We start from the raw sequence: 21,405 nt of genomic DNA on the forward strand, positions 1-21,405 counted from the left end.
ATTTTTCGTCTTGCGACGTCAGGAATCCGTATCTTCGAGTGCCCACACAGATTGTCTGATAAATTGTTAAAGAGCAGTGCAACGCGGCTTTCGCTCACCGTCGCGAGGTGGCGTATATTACGCTTTCCTCTTTTTGAGTCAAGCCTTTATTTTCGCTTTCCTCACAGACTTCTTAACGAAGCCTTTCTGACCCGGCGGCCTGTATGCCGTTGTTCCGTGTCAGTGGTGGCGCATTATAGGGAGTTATTAGAGCCTGACAAGACCTAAATGCAAAAAAAAGCTCAACCGTTCACTTTTCAAACAACATTTGAACCAAAAGCCTATTTTCGCCTGGTTTTTAAACAAAAACGAGCCCGTCAGGGCCCGTTTTATTCAAATTTGTGACTTACTGCACTGCCACAATACGATCATCATTGGCTTCAAGGCGAATCACTTTGCCAGGAACCAGTTCACCAGACAGGATTTGCTGCGCCAGTGGGTTTTCGATCTGCTGTTGAATAGCACGTTTTAACGGACGCGCCCCGTAGACCGGATCGTAACCGTTGGCGCTCAACAGTTTCAGCGCCTCATCGGAGATATGGATTTCATAACCACGTTCTTCCAGACGTTTGTACAGACGCTGCAGCTGGATCTGAGCAATAGAAGCGATGTGTTGCTCACCTAACGGATGGAATACCACAACTTCATCAATACGGTTGATAAATTCCGGACGGAAGTTTTGGCTAACCACACCCAGCACCATCTCTTTCATTCGACCGTAATCCAGTTCGCCAAAGCGCTCCTGAATGAGATCGGAACCGAGGTTAGAAGTCATAATGACCACCGTATTACGGAAGTCGACCGTTCTCCCCTGCCCGTCAGTCAGCCGACCGTCGTCCAGCACCTGCAACAGAATGTTGAATACATCCGGATGCGCTTTTTCTACTTCATCCAACAAGATGACGGAATAAGGACGACGGCGTACCGCTTCCGTCAAATAACCGCCTTCTTCATAGCCGACATATCCCGGAGGCGCCCCGACCAAACGAGACACGGAGTGTTTCTCCATAAACTCAGACATGTCGATACGCACCATCGCGTCGTCGCTGTCGAACATAAAGTTAGCCAGCGCTTTACACAGTTCGGTTTTACCGACCCCCGTCGGCCCAAGGAACAGGAAGGAACCAATCGGACGGTTCGGATCGGACAGCCCCGCGCGGCTACGACGTATGGCGTTCGATACTGCTTCAACGGCTTCATTCTGCCCGATCACACGGCTGTGTAACTCTTGTTCCATACGCAACAGTTTTTCACGTTCGCCTTCCAGCATTCTGGCAACCGGAATACCGGTCCAGCGCGCCAGCACTTCGGCAATTTCCGCATCCGTTACTTTGTTACGTAACAGACGCATGGTTTTACCTTCCGACTGGGTCGCGGCTTCCAACTGTTTTTCCAGCTCCGGAATTTTGCCGTACTGCAATTCAGACATTCGCGCCAGGTCGCCAACGCGACGCGCCTGCTCGATGGCAATCTTCGCCTGCTCCAGCTCCGCTTTAATAGTTTGCGTACCAGAGAGCGACGCTTTTTCCGCTTTCCACTCTTCTTCCAGCTCAGAATACTGGCGCTCTTTGTCGTCCAGTTCTTCGTTGAGCATATCGAGACGTTTTTTACTCGCCTCGTCAGACTCTTTCATCAACGCCTGCTGTTCCAGTTTGAGCTGAATAATGCGGCGGTCGAGTCTGTCCAGCTCCTCCGGCTTAGAGTCAATCTGCATACGAATGCTGGATGCCGCTTCATCGATGAGGTCGATAGCTTTATCCGGCAACTGACGGTCGGCGATATAGCGGTGAGATAATGTTGCCGCCGCCACAATCGCCGGGTCAGTGATCTGCACATGGTGGTGCAGCTCGTAACGTTCTTTCAGGCCACGCAGAATAGCGATGGTGTCTTCCACTGAAGGTTCTGCGACAAACACTTTTTGAAAACGACGTTCCAGCGCCGCGTCTTTTTCAATGTACTGACGGTATTCATCCAGCGTGGTGGCGCCCACACAGTGCAGTTCACCACGCGCCAGCGCCGGTTTCAGCATATTCCCGGCGTCCATTGCGCCATCAGCCTTACCTGCGCCAACCATCGTGTGCAGCTCGTCAATAAACAGGATGACGTTGCCTTCCTGTTTCGCCAGATCGTTCAGCACGCCTTTCAGACGCTCTTCAAATTCGCCGCGATATTTCGCCCCCGCCACCAGCGCGCCCATATCCAGCGCCAGTACGCGGCGACCTTTTAAGCCTTCAGGGACTTCACCGTTAATAATGCGCTGCGCCAGTCCTTCAACAATTGCCGTTTTACCGACCCCTGGCTCACCGATTAACACCGGGTTGTTTTTGGTACGACGTTGCAGTACCTGAATGGTACGGCGAATTTCTTCATCACGACCAATTACCGGGTCAAGCTTGCCTTGTTCAGCCCGCTCGGTCAGATCGACGGTATATTTTTTCAAGGCCTGACGTTGGTCTTCAGCCCCTTGATCGTTCACGCTTTCACCTCCGCGCATCTGTTCAATTGCCTGAGTGATATTGGCCGTGGTCGCACCGGCTGATTTCAGCAGATCGGTTAACGTGCCGCGAGACTCAAGCGCCGCCAGAACAAACAGCTCTGACGAAATAAAATTGTCTCCCCGTTTTTGCGCCAGCTTGTCGCAAAGGTTCAGTACGCGTACCAGTTCCGAAGAAGGCTGTACGTCGCCGCCGGTGCCTTCCACCTGCGGTAAACGGCTCAGCGCCTGATCGATAGCGGTGCGCAACTGGCCAGCATTAATGCCGGCGGAGGTTAATAAAGGACGTATCGATCCCCCTTCCTGGTTCAGCAAGGCGCTCATTAAATGAAGAGGTTCGATGAATTGGTTGTCGTGCCCCAGCGCGAGCGACTGGGCATCGGCAAGAGCAAGCTGGAATTTGTTAGTAAGACGATCCAGACGCATAACTCCTCCCATAACAGGTCAAAATTGCTACTGGAGATTAAATGAGGTCATCCCTCAATTATTCAAGGTGAATGACCTGAATTATGTGAAAAGAAAGTTACCCGTACCGGATCGTCTTGATTCTTTAGGTTATATCAGCCAAATAAAACTTGCCATACGACCTGTCGTCTTGTCGCGACGATAAGAGAAGAAAGTCTCACTTTCGCTAAAGGTGCAGCGATCCCCGCCATAGACATGTTCAACGCCGGTATTCGCCAGACGTTGGCGTGCAAGCTGATAAATATCCGCCAGAAATTTTCCCCCGTGCGGCAAAAATGCGCTATCGGCTTGCGCATCTTTTGCTAAAAATGCGTCACGCACTTCCGGCCCCACTTCAAACGCGGTCGGGCCGATCGCCGGACCTAACCAGGCGATGATATTTTCTGGTTTGTCAGCAAAGCAGGTGACAGTTTCCTCCAGTACGCCTTCACATAATCCGCGCCAGCCCGCATGAGCCGCCGCCACTTCTGTTCCCTCACGGTTACAGAATAGCACAGGCAGGCAGTCTGCCGTCATTACCGCGCAGACGGTTCCTGGCGTATTGCTGTAAGACGCATCCGCACGTTTGGAGGCATAAGGTTCTCCGGTAAGCCTCAACACATTTTTACCGTGAACCTGTTCAAGCCAGACAGGTTTCGAAGGCAGATTGCCCGCCGCAAACAGACGCTTGCGGTTCTCTTCAACATGCTCCGGGTTATCGCCGCAATGCGCACCCAGATTCAGCGAGTCGTAAGGCGGTAAACTCACCCCGCCAATACGGGTAGAACTACAGGCTGCGACGCCTTTCGGCAGCGGCCACTGCGGGACAATCAGTGCATTCATAACCAGTCCACATCATCTTTATGATCTTCGAAATCGGCGCGCATCGCATCGATAAGGTCCACCATATCTTGTGGAATCGGCGCGTGCCACTCCATTTCGATACCCGATACAGGATGGTAGAGACGCAGCATCGTTGCATGAAGCGCCTGGCGGTCAAACTTACGCAGAGTGGAAATAAACTCTTCCGATGCGCCTTTCGGTGGACGTGGACGACCACCGTAGACCTGATCGCCCACTAACGGGTGCGTAATATGCGCCATATGCACGCGGATCTGGTGCGTACGCCCAGTCTCCAGACGCAGCCTAAGACGCGTGTGCACACGGAAATGTTCCATAATGCGGTAGTGGGTCACCGCCGGTTTGCCCATGGGATGCACCGACATATGGGTACGTTTGGTCGGGTGACGACTGATGGGTTCATTCACCGTTCCTCCCGCCGTCATATGTCCGATCGCGACCGCTTCATATTCGCGGGTAATCTCGCGCAGCTGCAAAGACTCCACCAGGCGCGTTTGCGCCGGAACGGTTTTGGCCACCACCATCAGCCCCGTCGTGTCCTTATCCAGACGATGCACAATGCCCGCGCGCGGAACATCCGCAATCGGCGGATAATAATGTAGCAACGCGTTCAGTACCGTACCGTCCGGGTTACCCGCGCCAGGATGTACCACCAGATCGCGTGGTTTGTTGATAACCAGAATATCGTCATCTTCATAAACAATATCTAACGGGATATCCTGCGCTTCAAAACGAATCTCTTCGTCGATCTCCGCATCAATAGCCACCCGCTCGCCGCCTAACACTTTTTCTTTTGGCTTATCGCAAAGTTGACCATTGACCAACACGCGCTGATTCAAAATCCATTCTTTTATACGCGAACGTGAATAATCCGGGAACATTTCGGCCAAAGCCTGATCTAAGCGTTGACCGAGTTGGTTTTCGGAGACCGTTGCGGTGAGTTGTACTCGTTGTGCCATATACAGCTTCTTCGTTTAACGTTGGGTTTTACGGCTTTGCCGTTTAATATAGTGTGCTATTGTAGCTGGTCTTAACCGGGAGCAGGAACAGAGAATCTCCCGTAAAACATTTTGAGGAAAGTCAAAACGTCATGACGCACATGAAATATCTGGTGGCAGCAGCCACGTTGAGCCTGTTTCTGGCGGGTTGCTCGGGTTCAAAGGAAGAGGTGCCCGATAATCCGCCGAATGAAATCTACGCGACTGCTCAGCAAAAGCTGCAGGACGGTAACTGGAAACAGGCAATAACGCAATTGGAAGCGTTAGATAATCGTTATCCATTCGGACCGTATTCTCAGCAGGTGCAGTTGGATCTTATCTACGCCTATTACAAAAACGCCGATTTGCCGCTAGCGCAGGCCGCCATCGATCGTTTTATGCGTCTTAATCCAACGCACCCTAATATTGACTATGTCATGTACATGCGCGGCCTGACGAACATGGCGCTGGATGATAGCGCGCTGCAAGGTTTCTTTGGCATCGATCGCAGCGATCGCGATCCGCAACATGCGCGGGCGGCGTTCAATGACTTTTCGAAACTGGTACGCAGCTATCCTAATAGCCAGTACACCACCGACGCCACTAAGCGTCTGGTATTCCTGAAAGACCGTCTGGCGAAATATGAATATTCCGTCGCAGAGTACTATACCGCGCGCGGCGCATGGGTTGCGGTCGTAAACCGGGTAGAAGGTATGCTACGCAATTATCCTGATACGCAGGCCACGCGCGATGCGTTGCCGCTGATGGAAAACGCCTATCGTCAGATGCAGCTGAATGCGCAGGCTGACAAAGTCGCGAAAATTATTGCCGCTAACAGCAAAAACACCTGAAGCAATACCAACAAGCAAAACGGCAGCCTTCCGGCTGCCGTTTTTTTATTCGATATCTGATGCAACAGAAATGATTTCACTGCAACGCATCCAGTCAAATATGGCCTGCTTTCAGCCATTCCTCAAGTAAAAGATCGCTTCTTCCTGCGATGCCTCACAAAAAGTTCGCCTTGACAAAAAGTGACAAAATAATGTGATTTACATCACACATTTTGACATTAAGAACGGTATGCTGGAATCACCAAGACGGGAAAGACAAGAGGTAAAATTTATGACAATGAACATTACCAGTAAACAAATGGAAATTACTCCGGCAATCCGCCAACATGTCGCAGACCGTCTCGCCAAACTGGAAAAATGGCAAACTCACCTGATTAATCCTCATATCATTCTGTCTAAAGAGCCACAGGGCTTTATTGCTGACGCCACCATTAATACACCGAACGGACATCTGGTCGCCAGCGCAAAACACGAAGATATGTACACCGCTATTAATGAATTGATCAACAAGCTGGAACGGCAGCTCAATAAAGTGCAGCACAAAGGCGAAGCCCGTCGTGCCACCGCATCGGTGAAAGATGCCAGCTTCGTCGAAGCAGAAGAAGAGTAGTCCCTTACATTGAGTGTATCGCCAACGCGCCTTCGGGCGCGTTTTTTGTTGACAGGATTAAAACAGTACGGGTACTGTACTTACGTACACAAAGGAAACAGTTATGAAGCTAACCCGGTTTTTCTTCGCATTCTTTTTTATCTTCCCCTGACCGGGAGGCGTTTCGTCATGTGATAAAGAATGCGAAGACGAACAAGAAGGCCTCCCCCACCGGGAGGCCTTTTTTATTGATAACAAAAAAGGCAACACTATGACATCGGAAAACCCATTACTGGCGCTGCGAGATAAAATCAGCGCTTTAGACGAAGAGTTACTGGCCTTACTGGCAAAACGACGCGCGCTGGCGATTGAAGTGGGACAAGCAAAACTACTGTCGCATCGTCCGGTTCGGGATATCGATCGTGAACGCGCGCTGCTGGACAGACTCATCCATCTCGGTAAAGCCCACCATCTCGACGCACACTACATTACCCGTCTGTTCCAGCTTATCATTGAAGACTCCGTGCTTACTCAGCAGGCGCTGCTGCAACAACATCTGAATAATACTCACCCTCATTCGGCACGTATTGCGTTTCTTGGGCCGAAAGGCTCCTATTCTCATCTCGCGGCGCGCCAGTATGCTGCACGCCATTTTGAGCAATTTATTGAGAGCGGTTGCGCAAAATTCACCGATATTTTTCATCAGGTCGAAACCGGCCAGGCCGATTACGCCGTGGTTCCGATAGAGAACACCAGCTCCGGCGCTATCAACGATGTGTACGACTTATTGCAACACACCAGTCTGTCGATTGTCGGTGAGATGACTGTCACTATCGATCACTGCGTACTGGTTTCCGGCGCTACGGATCTGAATACCATCGAAACGGTGTACAGCCATCCGCAGCCGTTCCAGCAGTGCAGTAAGTTTTTGAGCCGCTATCCGCACTGGAAAATCGACTATACCGAGAGTACGTCGGCAGCGATGGAAAAAGTCGCGCAGGCGAACTCTCCGCGCGTCGCGGCGCTCGGCAGCGAGGCAGGCGGCATGTTGCACGGTTTACAGGTGCTGGAACGCATCGCCGCAAACCAGACGCAGAATATCACCCGCTTTCTGGTACTGGCGCGCAAAGCCATCAACGTTTCCGATCAGGTTCCGGCAAAAACCACTCTGTTAATCGCCACCGGGCAGCAAGCTGGCGCGCTGGTCGAAGCGCTGCTGGTGCTGCGTAACCACAATCTCATCATGACGAAACTGGAGTCGCGCCCCATTCACGGCAATCCGTGGGAAGAGATGTTTTATCTCGATATTCAGGCGAACCTGGAGTCGCAGGTAATGCAAAGCGCGCTAAAAGAGCTGGGCGAGATCACGCGCTCAATGAAAGTGCTTGGCTGCTATCCCAGCGAAAACGTCGTGCCGGTAGAACCTGCCTGACGTTCAATAAAACGGCTTTTCTTCATCCCTGCGACGGCTACCTGCAGGGTGAAGATGGCGCCGGAGAGCGGATAATCCGCCACTTCCTGAGCAGACATATTTTTTCTGGTAGTTGTAATAAACAGCGTTTTCATATCTGCGCCGCCAAAGCAAACCATCGTCGGACAACGTACCGGCAACCGGTACTCTTCCAGCTGCTCTCCTTGCGGTGAGAAACGCGCCACGCGCCAGCCGTCAAACATCGCGCTCCAGTAGCACCCTTCGCTATCCATCGCCGCGCCGTCGGGAAGTCCTTCTCCTTCGCCAAAATGGCGAAAAAGTTCACGCTTGCCCGGTTCGCCATGCTTATCAAGTAACGTGCGGTATATCACGCCATTCGGCGTATCGGAGGTATACATCCACTGGTTATCCGGGCTGAACGCCAGGCCGTTGTGTCCCTGGATATCGCACTGGATCACTTTTGCCGTCAGGTCATGATCGATCCGCATCAGCAACGCGCCATTATAGTCACCTGGCGCCCAGAACGTTCCGGCATAAAAACGTCCATCGCCATCAGTGCCGCCATCGTTAAAACGCGCCAGTTTCGTATTAGAGGGATTGTCGCAAACCTTACGCTGCAATAATCCATTTTTATCGGCCAGCCAGATAGCATGACGCATGGCCACAATAAATCCGCCCTGCTCACGCAAGGCAAAACAGCCCACCTCTTCCGGAAACGCCAGCACGCTATGCGTCCCGCTCGTCGGATGGTAACGATGGATCTCCTGTTCCAGGATATCGGTCCAATACAGCGCGCTTTCATCCTCGCTCCATGTGGGGCATTCTGGTAGATGTCCGACATAATCAAATAAAACGTGCGGCGTAGTCATAACGGTTCCTTAAACGAAAAAAGCCAGCAAAGCTGGCTTTTAGTATAGATGTCATCATTATGGTCGGCTGTCATTCGCCTGACGCAATAACACACGGCTTTCATTCTGGAAGCGTCTGGCATAATCGCCAAACCAGTGTTCAATTTTGCGAAAACTGTCGATAAAAGCCTGCTTATCACCCTGTTCCAGTAACCCGATCGCATCGCCAAAACGTTTATAGTAACGCTTGATAAGCGCCAGATTGCGCTCCGACGACATAATAATGTCCGCATACAGTTGCGGGTCCTGGGCGAACAGACGCCCGACCATCGCCAGCTCCAGTCGATAAATCGGCGATGATAGCGCCAGAAGCTGCTCAAGCTGGACGTTCTCTTCCGCCAGATGCAGCCCATAAGCGAAGGTAGCAAAGTGGCGCAACGCCTGGATAAAAGCCATGTTCTGATCGTGCTCGACAGCGCTAATTCGATGCAACCGCGCGCCCCACACCTGGATTTGCTCAAGGAACCACTGATACGCTTCCGGTTGACGCCCGTCACACCAGACCACCACCTGCTTCGCCAGGCTCCCGCTGTCCGGACCAAACATCGGATGCAAGCCCAACACGGGGCCATCATGGGCCGCCAACATTGCCTGCAACGGACCGCTTTTCACCGATGCCAGATCGACCAGAATACAGTCGGACGGCAGGGGCGGCAGTTGCGCTATGACCTGTTCAGTAACATGAATCGGCACGCTGACGATCACCATTCCGGCATCGGCGACAATGTCCCTGGCGCGCGGCCAGTCCTGCTGTTCCAGAATACGGACCTGATAGCCCGACAGCGTGAGCATTTTTTCAAACAGACGCCCCATCTGTCCGCCGCCGCCCACAATGACGACCGGACGCAGAGAAGGACAAAGCGTTTTGAACCCCTTATCATTTTCGCTGGAGTAAGATTCACGCATTACCCGGCGCAGGACATCTTCAATGAGATCGGGCGGGACACCGATCGCTTCTGCTTCCGCCCGTCGTGAAGCCAGCATAGAGGCCTCACGCTCCGGCACGTAAATAGGCAGGCCAAAACGGCTTTTCACCTCGCCGACTTTGGCAACCAGTTCCAGGCGCTTAGCCAGTAAATTCAACAACGCTTTATCGACATCATCTATTTGATCGCGTAATGCGGTCAATTCAGCAACCATAACAACCTCTTATGCGACGCGCACCGCCAGCTGGCCGCTCAAATCTTTATGAATTTCACGTAACAGGGCATCGGTCATCTCCCAGCTAATACAAGCATCGGTGACGGAAACGCCATACTTCATTTCGCTGCGCGGCTGTTCGGAAGACTGATTACCCTCATGAATATTACTTTCAATCATTAAGCCAATGATTGAACGATTGCCATCTTTAATCTGCGCAACCACAGATTCGGCAACGGCTGGCTGGCGGCGATAATCTTTATTGGAGTTACCATGACTGCAATCTACCATCAGCGAAGGACGTAGTCCCGCCTGTTCCATCTCTTTTTCACACTGAGCGACATCTGCCGGGCTATAGTTTGGCGCTTTGCCGCCACGCAGAATCACATGGCCATGCGGATTTCCCTGGGTTTGCAATAACGCAACCTGACCGGCCTGGTTAATGCCAACAAAGCGATGGGGTTGAGCAGCGGCGCGCATGGCGTTAATCGCTGTCGCCAGGCTGCCATCCGTGCCGTTTTTAAAGCCGACCGGCATAGAAAGGCCAGACGCCATTTCGCGGTGGGTTTGCGATTCGGTTGTGCGCGCGCCTATCGCCGACCAGCTAAACAGATCTCCCAGGTATTGCGGGCTGTTCGGATCCAACGCTTCGGTCGCCAATGGCAACCCCATATTCACCAGTTCCACCAGTAGCTGACGCGCTATTTTCAACCCGGCTTCCACATCAAATGAGCCATCCATGTGAGGATCGTTAATCAGCCCTTTCCAGCCGACGGTAGTCCGCGGCTTTTCAAAATAGACGCGCATTACCAGATAGAGGCTATCGCTGACCTCTTCGGCAAGGGCTTTAAATCGACGGGCATATTCCAGAGCGGTTTCAGGATCGTGAATAGAACAAGGACCGCATACCACCAACAGACGCGGATCGCGCCCGGCAATAATGTCAGAAATGATTCCCCGGGACTGCGCTATCTGCGCTTCCTGCACCAGGCTCAACGGAAAGGCCGCTTTAAGCTGCTCCGGCGTCATTAATACCTGTTCATCGGTGATACGTACGTTATTCAGCGCGTCTTTTTGCATGATGGCGATCCTGTCTTTTCTTGTTTGCGATAGTTGATCCTCCACGAGGATGTTTAAACCATACCACAAAAAGTAAAGATTTCAATCCATATTACGTAAAATAAACTTTACATCATGCGAAATCATCGATTAAACCCCTTCATTTCGTATCAAAAACTTTACACAACAAGTGAATTATTTTATTCCCAGCCTCAGAAAAGCGGTAAAATGAGCGATGCTCGCTATTTTTTGATTATTTTTTGTCCGCACACATATTTTTACTTTCTGATATAGGGTGATTAATACCATTATCACAAGAATTTAATATCAGGGACGCCACTTAAATTATTCATATTATCAATAAGACATAATGACGATATGGCAAAATAATGTTATTTTGCTACAAACAATCACGGATGTATTTTAATGCTTTACGACTGAAGATGGTGGGGGCTTGTTAATGCGTTTTTCTCACCGATTTATCCTTCTGTTATCGCTATTATTAGCAAGCTTGCCTCTGTATGCTCAACGCGTCACGGAAGAAGAGAAATCCGTACGCGCCATCGTCTCCGGTATCGTCAGTTATACACACTGGCCGGCGTTATCCGGGCCGCCAAGGCTATGCATATTTTCATCTGCGCGTTTTGTCAGGGTACTTAGCGAAGAGGCTGACTGGGCTTTCCCTTATCAACCGCTTGTCATCCGTACCACACAAGAAGCCCTGAGCGCCCGCTGTGATGGTTTTTACTTTGGCAATGAATCGCCAGCTTATCAGGTGGAGTTAACGCGTCATTATCCAGTTAATGCCTTGTTATTAATTGCCGAGCAAAATACCGAATGTATTATTGGCAGCGCATTTTGTCTGATCATTAACAATGATGAAGTCAAATTTTCCGTCAACCTGGACTCCCTCTCGCATAGCGGGGTGAGAGTAAATCCAGAAGTATTAATGCTTGCACGGAATCAAAAGCATGAATAAGGAGTTTTCTCTGTCCAGGCCAACATTTAAACGCACACTACGGCGGATTAGTATAATCAGCGTGCTGCTTACAATGACATTGATCTGGCTATTAATTTGCGTTGCGTCTGTCCTTACGCTCAAACAGTATGCGCAAAAGAATCTCGATTTGACCGCCGCCACAATGGCCCATAGCCTTGAAGCGGCACTGGTATTTTCCGATAACGCGGCCGCAGCGGAAACGCTCGCCACACTGGGACGCCAGGGACAATTTTCAGCGGCGGAGGTCCGCGATAAAAATGGCCGTACTATCGCCTCATGGCGCTATGATGCGCGAGCCGCAGACGATAAGCTCATTGGCTTAATTAGCCACTGGCTTTTTCCATTGCCGGTATCACAACCCGTCTGGCACAACGGCAGGGCCATCGGCGAAGTACGGCTTGTCGCCCGCGACAGCCTTATTGGTCATTTTATCTGGCTATCGCTGGCAGTGCTGACAGGATGTATTCTGCTGGCATCCGGCATTGCCCTGCTGCTCACGCGTTATTTACACAATGGCGTTGTGGATGCGCTGCAAAATATTACTGAAGTTGTACACGACGTTCGCACTAACCGAAATTTTTCACGCCGGGTACCTGATGAGCGTATTGCGGAATTTCACCTGTTTGCGCAGGATTTCAATAGCCTTCTGGATGAGATGGAAGAATGGCAGCTACGGCTTCAGGCTAAAAATGCCCAGTTACTACGTACCGCGCTGCACGATCCGCTGACGGGGCTTGCCAATCGCGCGGCATTTCGCAGCTGTATTAACGCGCTGATGAAGGACAATTCCGCTCGTAGCAGTTCGGCATTGTTATTTCTGGATGGCGATAACTTTAAATATATTAATGATACCTGGGGACATGCGGCAGGCGACCGCGTACTTATAGAGGTTGCCAAAAGATTAGCGGAATTCGGTGGTAGCCGTTATCAGACTTACCGACTCGGCGGCGATGAATTTGCGATGGTGCTTTACGATGTACATTCGGAATATGAAGTACAACGTATTTGCGCAGCGCTATCCCAGGCGTTTAATCGACCTTTTGAACTGCATAACGGCCAGCGAATAACGATGACCCTGAGTATTGGCTTTGCGCTGACATGGGAACATGCCACTGCCGAAAAACTACAAGAACTGGCCGATCGAAATATGTATCAGGCTAAACACCGGCGTGCGGAACGCTCGCTAAACTAAGGAACGGGCCTGGCCGTTTCTGACTCAGCGTTGAGACCACAGACCCAGCCTAATCATGCAACCGTCTATGGCGTGGAGCAAACCCATAAAAAAGGGGCCAGCGTAATGCCAACCCCTTCTTTTCTACAAGCTTTCGGATGTTGCGAAAGCGCGTTCTTAGTTAAGACGCTCTTTGATACGAGCCGCTTTACCAGTACGCTCACGCAGGTAGTACAGTTTAGCTTTACGAACAGCACCACGACGTTTAACAGCAATGCTGTCAACTACCGGAGAGTGAGTCTGGAAGACACGCTCAACGCCTTCGCCGTTGGAAATTTTACGAACAGTGAATGCAGAGTGCAGACCGCGGTTACGAATAGCGATAACCACGCCCTCGAATGCCTGCAGACGTTTCTTGGTACCTTCAACAACCCATACTTTCACCTCCACGGTATCGCCCGGACGGAAGGAAGGTACGTTCTGCTTCATCTGCTCTTGTTCAAGTTGCTTAATAATGTTGCTCATAATTTAATCTCTTATCCTGGGTAAACTGATATTCGGGGGCCTATGCCATCCCATCATGTTTATGCTGCTGTTGTGCGTGTTCTGTTTTGAACTCCGCCAGCAACCTTGCTTGCTCTTCAGTCAGAGCCAGGTTTTCCAGAAGTTCAGGTCTTCTAAGCCAGGTTCGGCCCAGCGACTGTTTCAAACGCCAGCGACGTATCTCAGCATGGTTTCCCGACAGCAATACTGGCGGTACTTCCATCCCCTCTAACACTTCAGGGCGCGTATAGTGCGGACAATCCAGCAACCCATCAGCAAACGAATCTTCGATTGCTGATGCTTCATGCCCCAGAACTCCCGGTATAAACCGGGCGACGGAGTCAATCAGCGTCATTGCCGGTAGTTCGCCACCGCTGAGAACGTAATCGCCAATTGACCATTCTTCGTCAATTTCGGTCTGAATTACGCGCTCATCTACGCCTTCGTAGCGACCACACACCAGAATAAGCTTCTGATTCGTGGCCAGCTCGCTAACGCCCGCTTGATCAAGCTTGCGTCCCTGAGGCGACAGATAAATCACTTTAGCGCCTTCACCTGCCGCGGCTTTTGCTGCGTGAATGGCGTCCCGCAAGGGTTGCACCATCATTAACATCCCTGGTCCGCCGCCGTAAGGACGATCGTCCACGGTACGGTGCCGGTCATGCGTGAAGTCGCGAGGACTCCAGCTTTGGATGTTCAGCAGGCCATTTTTTACTGCCCGGCCAGTTACCCCGTAATCGGTAATTGCGCGGAACATTTCAGGAAACAGGCTAACGATGCCAATAAACACAAGCCAATCCCCATAACGCCATTTATTACCGTTTATTCGGTGGTTTAAAAACCAGGATCCCAGTCTACTTCGATAGTACGAGTAGCGAGATCGACTTTCTTGATAACCTGCCCATCGAGGAACGGTACTAGTCGTTCCTTGATACCAAATGCATCTTTCAGGTTCGCCTTAATGACGAGAACGTCATTCGACCCGGTTTCCATCATGTCGATAACTTTACCGAGATCGTAGCCTTCAGCGGTGACTACCTGGCAGCCCATCAGGTCTTTCCAGTAGTAGTCTCCCTCCTCAAGCGCAGGAAGTTGCGAGGAATCCACGACAATTTCGCAATTTGTCAGAAGATTCGCGGCATCTCGATCGTCAACGCCTTTCAGCTTGATGATCAGATCCTGATTGTGGTGCTTCCAGCTTTCCAGCTGTACCTGCTGCCACTGACCCGCCTTCTGGATAAACCAGGGCTGATAGTCAAAAATGCTTTCGGCGTCTTCAGTGGAGGAAAACACTCTGAGCCAACCACGGATACCGTATGAAGAACCCATTTTCCCCAGTACAACCGGTTCAGCGGGTACTTGTGCGGCGAGTTGCTTGCTCATCATGACCACCGTGACAGATTAAGCTGCTTTTTTTACTTCTTTGATCAGCGCCGCAACGCGATCGGAAATGGTTGCGCCCTGGCCAACCCAGTGAGCGATGCGATCCAGATCCAGGCGGGTGCCTTCTTCTTTTTCGCTAGCGATTGGGTTGAAGAAACCAACGCGCTCAATGAAGCGACCGTTGCGTGCATTACGGCTGTCGGTGACAACAACCTGGTAGAACGGACGCTTTTTAGCGCCGTGACGAGCTAAACGAATAGTTACCATAACATCCTCTTGTGTGAATAAAACAACCGGGCCCCATCGAGGAACGGAGCCCGGCGTCATATTAAAAGCCCGAAAATTTTACTGATTTCTGGGAAAAAAGCAATCAACATGTGATGAAGCTTGATTCCAGGGCGTGACCGTTGCAGCCAGTTTGGCGTCAGCGTGCGCGCAGAAAGCGGAGCGTACACGCAGTACGTGAGCATTTCGAGCACACTCCGGCGTCAAAATGGCAAATAAGGTAGCCCGATATATTTATCTACCCGGGAAGCCTGGCGGCATCATCCCCTTCATACTCCGCATCATCTTCGCCATCCCGCCCTTCTTCATCTTCTTCATCATGCGCTGCATGTCGTCGAACTGTTTCAGAAGGCGGTTAACGTCCTGCACCTGCATCCCACAGCCCTGCGCGATACGACGCTTGCGGGAACCTTTGATGATTTCCGGCTTCGCGCGCTCTTTCAGCGTCATCGAATTGATGATCGCTTCCATACGCACCAGCACCTTGTCATCCATCTGCGATTTAACGTTGTCCGGAATCTGCCCCATGCCCGGTAATTTGCCCATCAGACTGGCCATACCGCCCATGTTTTTCATCTGTTTGAGCTGTTCCAGGAAGTCGTTCAGGTCGAAACCGTCGCCTTTCTTCAGTTTGGTCGCCAGCTTCTCAGCCTGTGCGCGGTCAACTTTGCTTTCGATATCTTCGATAAGAGACAGTACGTCGCCCATGCCGAGAATACGCGAGGCGATACGATCCGGGTGGAACGGCTCCAGCGCGTCGGTTTTCTCGCCGACACCGAGGAATTTAATCGGCTTGCCGGTGATATGACGAATAGAGAGCGCCGCACCGCCACGAGCATCACCATCAACTTTGGTCAGCACCACGCCGGTTAACGGCAGCGCTTCGTTAAAGGCTTTTGCGGTATTCGCCGCATCCTGACCGGTCATCGCATCGACGACAAACAGCGTTTCTACTGGCTTGATAGAAGCGTGGACCTGTTTGATTTCGTCCATCATCGCTTCGTCAACGTGCAGACGACCGGCGGTATCCACCAGCAGCACGTCGTAGAATTTGAGCTTCGCTTCTTTCAGCGCGGCGTTGACGATATCAACCGGTTTCTGGCCAACATCAGACGGGAAGAAATCCACGCCAACCTGCTCAGCCAGCGTTTCGAGCTGTTTGATCGCCGCCGGGCGATAGACGTCGGCAGAGACGACCAGCACTTTCTTCTTGTGCTTCTCGCGCAAGAATTTACCCAACTTACCGACGCTGGTGGTTTTACCCGCCCCCTGCAGACCCGCCATCAATACTACGGCTGGCGGCTGCGCAGCTAAATTCAGCGTCTGGTTCTCTTCGCCCATCGCCGCAACCAGTTCGCTACGGACAATCTTGACGAACTCCTGCCCTGGGGTCAGGCTCTTGTTAACTTCATGACCAACCGCTTTCTCTTTTACGCGATTGATGAACTCACGCACTACCGGCAGCGCAACGTCAGCCTCCAGCAGCGCCATGCGCACTTCGCGCAGCGTCTCTTTAACGTTGTCTTCAGTAAGGCGCCCACGGCCACTGATATTGCGCAGCGTGCGCGACAAACGATCGGTTAAATTATCAAACATTGTCTCTCGCCTGGGGTGGAAACGGTTGGTCGCCGCAGCGACACAGTTACAGAATTTCGCCACAGTATACCATGAAGCCGTCTTTGTTGTTATGCAACGGTTGGAGCTGCGGTCACGTAACGCTATACTGCTTCTCTTTCTCACTGGTCAACTGTCGACACAACTATGCCCGTTTTTGCTTTACTTGCCCTTGTCGCCTACTCCTTCAGCCTCGCGCTGATCGTTCCCGGACTGTTGCAAAAAAACAGCGGCTGGCGGCGTATGGCTATTCTTTCTGCGGTCATCGCGCTGGTGTGCCATGCTGTCGCGCTGGAATCGCGTATTCTGCCCGGCGGCGACAGTGGACAAAACCTGAGCCTGCTGAATGTCGGTTCGCTGGTCAGCCTGATGATCTGCACGGTGATGACCATTGTCGCGTCGCGTAATCGCGGCTGGCTACTTCTGCCTATTGTCTATGCTTTTGCGCTGATTAACCTGGCCTTCGCCACGTTCATGCCTAATGAATATATTACGCATCTGGAAGCGACCCCAGGCATGATGGTGCACATCGGTCTGTCGCTTTTCTCTTACGCGACGCTGATAATCGCCGCTCTGTATGCGCTACAGCTGGCGTGGATCGACTATCAGTTGAAGAACAAAAAGCTGGCGTTTAGTAATGAAATGCCGCCATTGATGAGCATTGAGCGCAAAATGTTTCATATCACGCAGATTGGCGTCGTACTGCTGACCCTTACTCTGTGTACCGGCCTGTTTTACATGCATAACCTGTTCAGTACTGAAAATATTGATAAAGCCGTGCTCTCTATCGTGGCATGGTTTGTCTATATCGTTCTGCTGTGGGGGCATTACCATGAAGGCTGGCGGGGTCGGCGGGTCGTGTGGTTTAACGTCGCAGGCGCGGGTATTCTGACGCTGGCCTATTTTGGTAGCCGCATATTACAGCAATTTGTAAGCTAAGCTTTTAAAGGAGTTTCCCCTGGAACACATCTCCACCACCACGCTGATTATCATATTAATCATCATGGTGGTCATCTCGGCCTATTTTTCCGGTTCCGAAACTGGAATGATGACGCTAAACCGTTACCGTTTACGCCATATGGCGAAGCAAGGTAATCGCTCGGCAAAACGGGTAGAAAAATTACTGCGTAAACCCGACCGACTGATAAGCCTGGTGCTGATCGGCAATAACCTGGTCAACATTCTTGCCTCGGCGCTCGGCACGATTGTGGGTATGCGGCTTTACGGCGACGCCGGCGTGGCTATCGCCACCGGGGTACTGACGTTTGTCGTGTTAGTTTTTGCCGAAGTCCTGCCCAAAACTATCGCCGCGCTCTATCCGGAAAAAGTGGCCTATCCCAGCAGCTTCCTGCTGGCGCCGTTACAGATACTGATGATGCCGCTGGTGTGGTTACTTAACACCATCACCCGCCTGCTGATGCGTCTGATGGGAATTAAAACGGACATCGTGGTTAGTGGGTCGTTAAGCAAAGAGGAATTACGCACTATCGTGCATGAATCCCGTTCGCAAATCTCTCGCCGCAATCAGGATATGCTGCTGTCGGTTCTCGACCTGGAAAAGGTCAGCGTGGATGACATCATGGTGCCGCGTAATGAAATTATCGGGATCGATATCAATGACGACTGGAAGTCTATCGAGCGGCAGCTCACCCACTCGCCGCACGGACGCATTGTGCTCTATCGCGATTCGCTGGATGACGCCATCAGTATGCTGCGCGTGCGTGAAGCCTGGCGGTTAATGGCCGAGAAAAAAGAGTTCACCAAAGAGATGATGCTGCGCGCCGCCGATGAAATCTATTACGTCCCGGAAGGTACGCCGCTCAGCACACAACTGATTAAATTTCAGCGCAATAAAAAGAAAGTCGGACTGGTCGTCAACGAATATGGCGATATCCAGGGGCTGGTCACCGTGGAAGATATCCTCGAGGAGATCGTTGGCGACTTCACCACCTCGATGTCGCCAACACTGGCGGAAGAGGTCACGCCGCAAAACGACGGTTCGGTCATTATTGACGGTACCGCCAACGTCCGGGAAATCAATAAAGCGTTTAACTGGCACCTGCCGGAAGATGACGCGCGCACCGTCAACGGGGTGATTCTGGAGGCGCTGGAGGAAATTCCGGTTGCTGGCACGCGCGTGCGCATTGAGCAGTACGATATAGATATTCTCGATGTACAGGAAAATATGATTAAGCAGGTAAAGGTTGTACCGGTAAAACCGCTGCGCGAGAGTGTGGCGGAGTAACACAATGGCGAACTCCGGTTCGCCTTTTTTATCGCCGTCTTTTAAGATTCCATCAATTCCTGCCATTTACTTAACAATGCAATAATGTCTTTTCAGGCATTCAGAAAGGATATTGATGTTATGTCAGAAGATTATGTAATTGAATGGGATAAGAATTTTGCAGACGACCTCAACGTCGTCGCCAGCGTTTTTTTATCGCACAACCCAACCTTATGGCCCACTATTTTCTCTCAACTTTCGACGCAACCTGAAATCTTTGAAGACGAAGATGAAGACGAATATGGGTTGCAGGACGTCCTGGATTGTAGTGATGGCGATCTCGGAAATAACGAGCTGGCACAGGCATTTTTACAAGTTCTACGCGGCGAAGGATTTATTCACCTCGTTGACTGGAAAGGTGAAGATGAAGAAGGCGAACTGGCTAATTTTGCTACAGATCGCTTTTATGAACTCACAAAAAACCTGACGGCCTCTGAGGAATTAAGGAGTCTTCTTGTCGAAATAACCCAAGAGGATGAAATCTCCGATGTCTGTGAAGCCGGAGACCGTTACCTTGACGAGATCTTTGAACGCATCCAGACCGAACTCAATAAGAGGGGCTTCCAGATTTTTGATCTGAATGAAGGATCTGACACCTATAATGTGGTCGTTCTGCCAATGAGCGAATATAAAAAAATAGAGGATTTCAACACGCCGTGGCTGGAAGTGCAGGATTTTTTAAGCTAAAAAAATGGCCGACTTTACATCGGCCATTAGACTTTTACTTCGCCTTCGCTACAGTCACCATCGCCGCGCGAATGGTACGACCGTTCAGCGTATAGCCTTTCTGCATAATACCCAGCACATTGCCTGCCGGAACCTCTTCCGACTCCACCATCGCAATCGCCTGATGCACGTTCGGGTCCAGCGGCACGTTGGTCTCAGCAATCACTTCCACGCCGAACTTACGCACCACATCCAGCATAGACTTCAGCGTCAGCTCAATCCCTTCAACCATTGCCGCCATATCCGGATTGGCTTTGTCTGCAACTTCCAGCGCGCGATCCAGGCTATCGATTACCGGCAGCAATTCGTTGACGAACTTCTCGAGAGCGAATTTATGCGCTTTTTCGATATCCTGTTCAGTACGACGGCGCAGGTTTTCCATTTCCGCTTTGATACGCAACACGGTGTCGCGTTCGCGAGTCTGGGCTTCTGCAAGCTGAACTTCCAGATTCGCAATTTTTTCATCGCGCGGATCCACCTGCTCAGCAGAATCGTTTGGTTCAACTGCCTCAACCTCTTCGTGCTGATCCATGATAATTTCTTCCGGGGCTTGCCCCTCAGGCGTTTTCTGTTCTTTACTACTCATGAATTTCTCCGCGTTTTTTTTCGCATTCATCTCGCTAACTTCGCTTATTATGGGGATCAGATTCAGGGTTTCAAGGGAAGTACTCACATTGTCATCAATCTTCGCTACAAGGACCTCAGAAAAATGAATAATCATTTCAAGTGTATCGGCATTGTGGGGCATCCGCGTCATCCCACCGCACTCACGACACATGAAATGCTCTACCGTTGGCTATGCGATCAGGGTTATGAGGTCATTGTGGAGCAACAAATCGCCCACGAATTACAGCTAAAAAATGTGCCAACCGGCACGCTGGCGGAAATTGGTCAACAGGCGGATCTGGCGGTAGTTGTGGGCGGCGACGGCAATATGCTTGGCGCAGCGCGTACGCTGGCGCGTTATGACATCAATGTGATTGGCATTAACCGCGGTAATCTTGGCTTCCTGACCGATCTCGATCCGGACAACGCCCTACAACAATTATCTGATGTGCTGGAAGGGCGCTATATCTCCGAAAAACGTTTTCTGCTGGAAGCGCAGGTCTGCCAACAGGAGCGCCAGAAGCGTATCAGCACAGCCATTAATGAAGTGGTGCTGCATCCGGGAAAAGTGGCGCATATGATCGAATTCGAGGTTTATATTGATGAAACCTTCGCTTTTTCACAGCGATCTGATGGTCTGATCATTTCTACGCCGACCGGCTCCACCGCCTATTCGCTCTCCGCAGGCGGCCCTATTCTGACCCCTTCACTGGATGCCATCACCCTGGTGCCGATGTTCCCGCATACCTTGTCGGCGCGCCCGTTAGTCATTAACAGCAGTAGCACGATTCGTCTGCGTTTTTCGCATCGCCGTAGCGATCTGGAAATTAGCTGCGACAGTCAGATAGCGCTGCCTATTCAGGAAGGAGAAGATGTGCTGATTCGCCGCTGCGACTACCATCTCAACCTGATACATCCCAAAGACTATAGCTATTTCAATACATTAAGCACAAAACTCGGTTGGTCAAAAAAATTATTCTAATTTTACGTTAGCCTCTT

Annotated in this window: 22 protein-coding genes and 1 other annotated feature; of the genes, 10 read left to right on the forward strand and 12 right to left on the reverse strand. The window is 51.2% G+C overall.

Annotated elements, in window-relative coordinates:
• Window positions 1-385: 385 nt before the first annotated feature.
• The 3 genes from clpB to rluD form a co-directional block, all read right to left on the reverse strand.
• Window positions 386-2,959, reverse strand: coding sequence for an ATP-dependent chaperone ClpB (gene clpB, locus ACLJRU_RS10945; RefSeq protein WP_001235092.1), 2,574 nt, complete (start codon window positions 2,957-2,959; stop codon window positions 386-388).
• A gap of 129 nt (window positions 2,960-3,088) precedes the next feature.
• The gene (gene yfiH / locus ACLJRU_RS10950) at window positions 3,089-3,820 is read right to left on the reverse strand and encodes a purine nucleoside phosphorylase YfiH (protein ID WP_000992640.1); all 732 of its coding nucleotides are present in this window, start codon (window positions 3,818-3,820) and stop codon (window positions 3,089-3,091) included.
• On the reverse strand, window positions 3,817-4,797 hold the full coding sequence (rluD, locus tag ACLJRU_RS10955) for a 23S rRNA pseudouridine(1911/1915/1917) synthase RluD (RefSeq protein WP_000079130.1): 981 nt from the start codon (window positions 4,795-4,797) through the stop codon (window positions 3,817-3,819). The genes yfiH and rluD overlap by 4 nt, the downstream gene beginning before the upstream one ends.
• A gap of 131 nt (window positions 4,798-4,928) precedes the next feature.
• On the opposite strand from rluD, the gene bamD reads away from it, so the two are divergent.
• From bamD to pheA, 4 genes are all read left to right on the forward strand, one after another.
• Window positions 4,929-5,666 carry an outer membrane protein assembly factor BamD gene (gene bamD, locus ACLJRU_RS10960; protein ID WP_023235173.1) on the forward strand — a complete coding sequence of 246 codons (738 nt, stop codon included), beginning with the start codon at window positions 4,929-4,931 and terminating at the stop codon, window positions 5,664-5,666.
• A 271-nt stretch (window positions 5,667-5,937) separates the two neighbouring features.
• Window positions 5,938-6,276, forward strand: a complete 339-nt coding sequence (gene raiA / locus ACLJRU_RS10965; protein WP_000178449.1) for a ribosome-associated translation inhibitor RaiA — start codon at window positions 5,938-5,940, stop codon at window positions 6,274-6,276.
• Window positions 6,277-6,378: 102 nt separating this feature from the next.
• Window positions 6,379-6,504, forward strand: a sequence feature (Phe leader region).
• A complete protein-coding gene (gene pheL / locus ACLJRU_RS10970; RefSeq protein WP_010989056.1) occupies window positions 6,380-6,427 on the forward strand; it encodes a pheA operon leader peptide PheL in 48 nt (15 codons plus the stop codon). Its footprint overlaps the feature before it by 48 nt.
• Before the next feature lie 22 nt (window positions 6,505-6,526).
• Window positions 6,527-7,687, forward strand: a complete 1,161-nt coding sequence (gene pheA / locus ACLJRU_RS10975) for a bifunctional chorismate mutase/prephenate dehydratase (RefSeq protein WP_000200080.1) — start codon at window positions 6,527-6,529, stop codon at window positions 7,685-7,687.
• Here pheA and ACLJRU_RS10980 read toward each other — a convergent pair.
• Genes ACLJRU_RS10980 through aroF form a run of 3 tightly spaced genes read right to left on the reverse strand, consistent with a single transcriptional unit; the run spans window position 7,648 to window position 10,815 of the window.
• Window positions 7,648-8,556, reverse strand: a complete 909-nt coding sequence (locus ACLJRU_RS10980; RefSeq protein WP_001540705.1) for an SMP-30/gluconolactonase/LRE family protein — start codon at window positions 8,554-8,556, stop codon at window positions 7,648-7,650. The two genes, pheA and ACLJRU_RS10980, sit on opposite strands and share 40 nt — an antisense overlap.
• Window positions 8,557-8,613: 57 nt before the next feature.
• A complete protein-coding gene (gene tyrA, locus ACLJRU_RS10985; RefSeq protein WP_000225190.1) occupies window positions 8,614-9,735 on the reverse strand; it encodes a bifunctional chorismate mutase/prephenate dehydrogenase in 1,122 nt (373 codons plus the stop codon).
• Between the two features lie 9 nt (window positions 9,736-9,744).
• The gene (aroF, locus tag ACLJRU_RS10990) at window positions 9,745-10,815 is read right to left on the reverse strand and encodes a 3-deoxy-7-phosphoheptulonate synthase AroF (RefSeq protein WP_023235175.1); all 1,071 of its coding nucleotides are present in this window, start codon (window positions 10,813-10,815) and stop codon (window positions 9,745-9,747) included.
• A 439-nt stretch (window positions 10,816-11,254) separates the two neighbouring features.
• On the opposite strand from aroF, the gene ACLJRU_RS10995 reads away from it, so the two are divergent.
• Together ACLJRU_RS10995 and dgcN are read left to right on the forward strand one after the other, a co-directional pair.
• The gene (locus tag ACLJRU_RS10995; RefSeq protein WP_001212379.1) at window positions 11,255-11,773 is read left to right on the forward strand and encodes a YfiR family protein; all 519 of its coding nucleotides are present in this window, start codon (window positions 11,255-11,257) and stop codon (window positions 11,771-11,773) included.
• Window positions 11,766-12,986 (forward strand): diguanylate cyclase DgcN, encoded by a 1,221-nt coding sequence (gene dgcN, locus ACLJRU_RS11000; RefSeq protein ID WP_001030985.1) that lies wholly within the window; start codon window positions 11,766-11,768, stop codon window positions 12,984-12,986. Before ACLJRU_RS10995 ends, dgcN begins: the two co-directional genes overlap by 8 nt.
• A gap of 156 nt (window positions 12,987-13,142) precedes the next feature.
• Here the strand turns inward: dgcN and rplS are convergent, their stop codons facing one another.
• The 5 genes from rplS to ffh all read right to left on the reverse strand — a co-directional run bounded on the left by rplS (window position 13,143) and on the right by ffh (window position 16,772).
• Window positions 13,143-13,490, reverse strand: coding sequence for a 50S ribosomal protein L19 (gene rplS / locus ACLJRU_RS11005; RefSeq protein WP_000065257.1), 348 nt, complete (start codon window positions 13,488-13,490; stop codon window positions 13,143-13,145).
• 40 nt (window positions 13,491-13,530) lie between these two features.
• Entirely contained in the window at window positions 13,531-14,298 is a 768-nt protein-coding gene (trmD, locus tag ACLJRU_RS11010; protein ID WP_000469813.1) for a tRNA (guanosine(37)-N1)-methyltransferase TrmD, read from the reverse strand.
• Between the two features lie 44 nt (window positions 14,299-14,342).
• Entirely contained in the window at window positions 14,343-14,891 is a 549-nt protein-coding gene (gene rimM, locus ACLJRU_RS11015; RefSeq protein ID WP_000043266.1) for a ribosome maturation factor RimM, read from the reverse strand.
• An 18-nt stretch (window positions 14,892-14,909) separates the two neighbouring features.
• Window positions 14,910-15,158, reverse strand: coding sequence for a 30S ribosomal protein S16 (gene rpsP / locus ACLJRU_RS11020; protein ID WP_000256453.1), 249 nt, complete (start codon window positions 15,156-15,158; stop codon window positions 14,910-14,912).
• Window positions 15,159-15,410: 252 nt separating this feature from the next.
• On the reverse strand, window positions 15,411-16,772 hold the full coding sequence (gene ffh / locus ACLJRU_RS11025) for a signal recognition particle protein (RefSeq protein WP_000460052.1): 1,362 nt from the start codon (window positions 16,770-16,772) through the stop codon (window positions 15,411-15,413).
• Window positions 16,773-16,937: 165 nt separating this feature from the next.
• Between ffh and ACLJRU_RS11030 the strand changes: the two genes are divergently transcribed.
• The 3 genes from ACLJRU_RS11030 to ACLJRU_RS11040 all read left to right on the forward strand — a co-directional run bounded on the left by ACLJRU_RS11030 (window position 16,938) and on the right by ACLJRU_RS11040 (window position 19,761).
• A complete protein-coding gene (locus ACLJRU_RS11030; RefSeq protein ID WP_001537507.1) occupies window positions 16,938-17,729 on the forward strand; it encodes an inner membrane protein YpjD in 792 nt (263 codons plus the stop codon).
• Between the two features lie 19 nt (window positions 17,730-17,748).
• A complete protein-coding gene (locus tag ACLJRU_RS11035) occupies window positions 17,749-19,035 on the forward strand; it encodes an HlyC/CorC family transporter (protein ID WP_127172650.1) in 1,287 nt (428 codons plus the stop codon).
• Between the two features lie 120 nt (window positions 19,036-19,155).
• Window positions 19,156-19,761, forward strand: coding sequence for a hypothetical protein (locus ACLJRU_RS11040; protein WP_023235176.1), 606 nt, complete (start codon window positions 19,156-19,158; stop codon window positions 19,759-19,761).
• 34 nt (window positions 19,762-19,795) lie between these two features.
• Here ACLJRU_RS11040 and grpE read toward each other — a convergent pair whose 3' ends face one another.
• The gene (grpE, locus tag ACLJRU_RS11045; protein WP_001518875.1) at window positions 19,796-20,386 is read right to left on the reverse strand and encodes a nucleotide exchange factor GrpE; all 591 of its coding nucleotides are present in this window, start codon (window positions 20,384-20,386) and stop codon (window positions 19,796-19,798) included.
• Window positions 20,387-20,509: 123 nt separating this feature from the next.
• On the opposite strand from grpE, the gene nadK reads away from it, so the two are divergent.
• Window positions 20,510-21,388 carry an NAD(+) kinase gene (gene nadK, locus ACLJRU_RS11050; protein ID WP_001059160.1) on the forward strand — a complete coding sequence of 293 codons (879 nt, stop codon included), beginning with the start codon at window positions 20,510-20,512 and terminating at the stop codon, window positions 21,386-21,388.
• Window positions 21,389-21,405: the final 17 nt, after the last annotated feature.

Origin of the sequence: Salmonella sp. SAL00653 (genome assembly GCF_046552515.1) — a bacterium.
Taxonomy (GTDB): Bacteria; Pseudomonadota; Gammaproteobacteria; order Enterobacterales; family Enterobacteriaceae; genus Salmonella; species Salmonella enterica.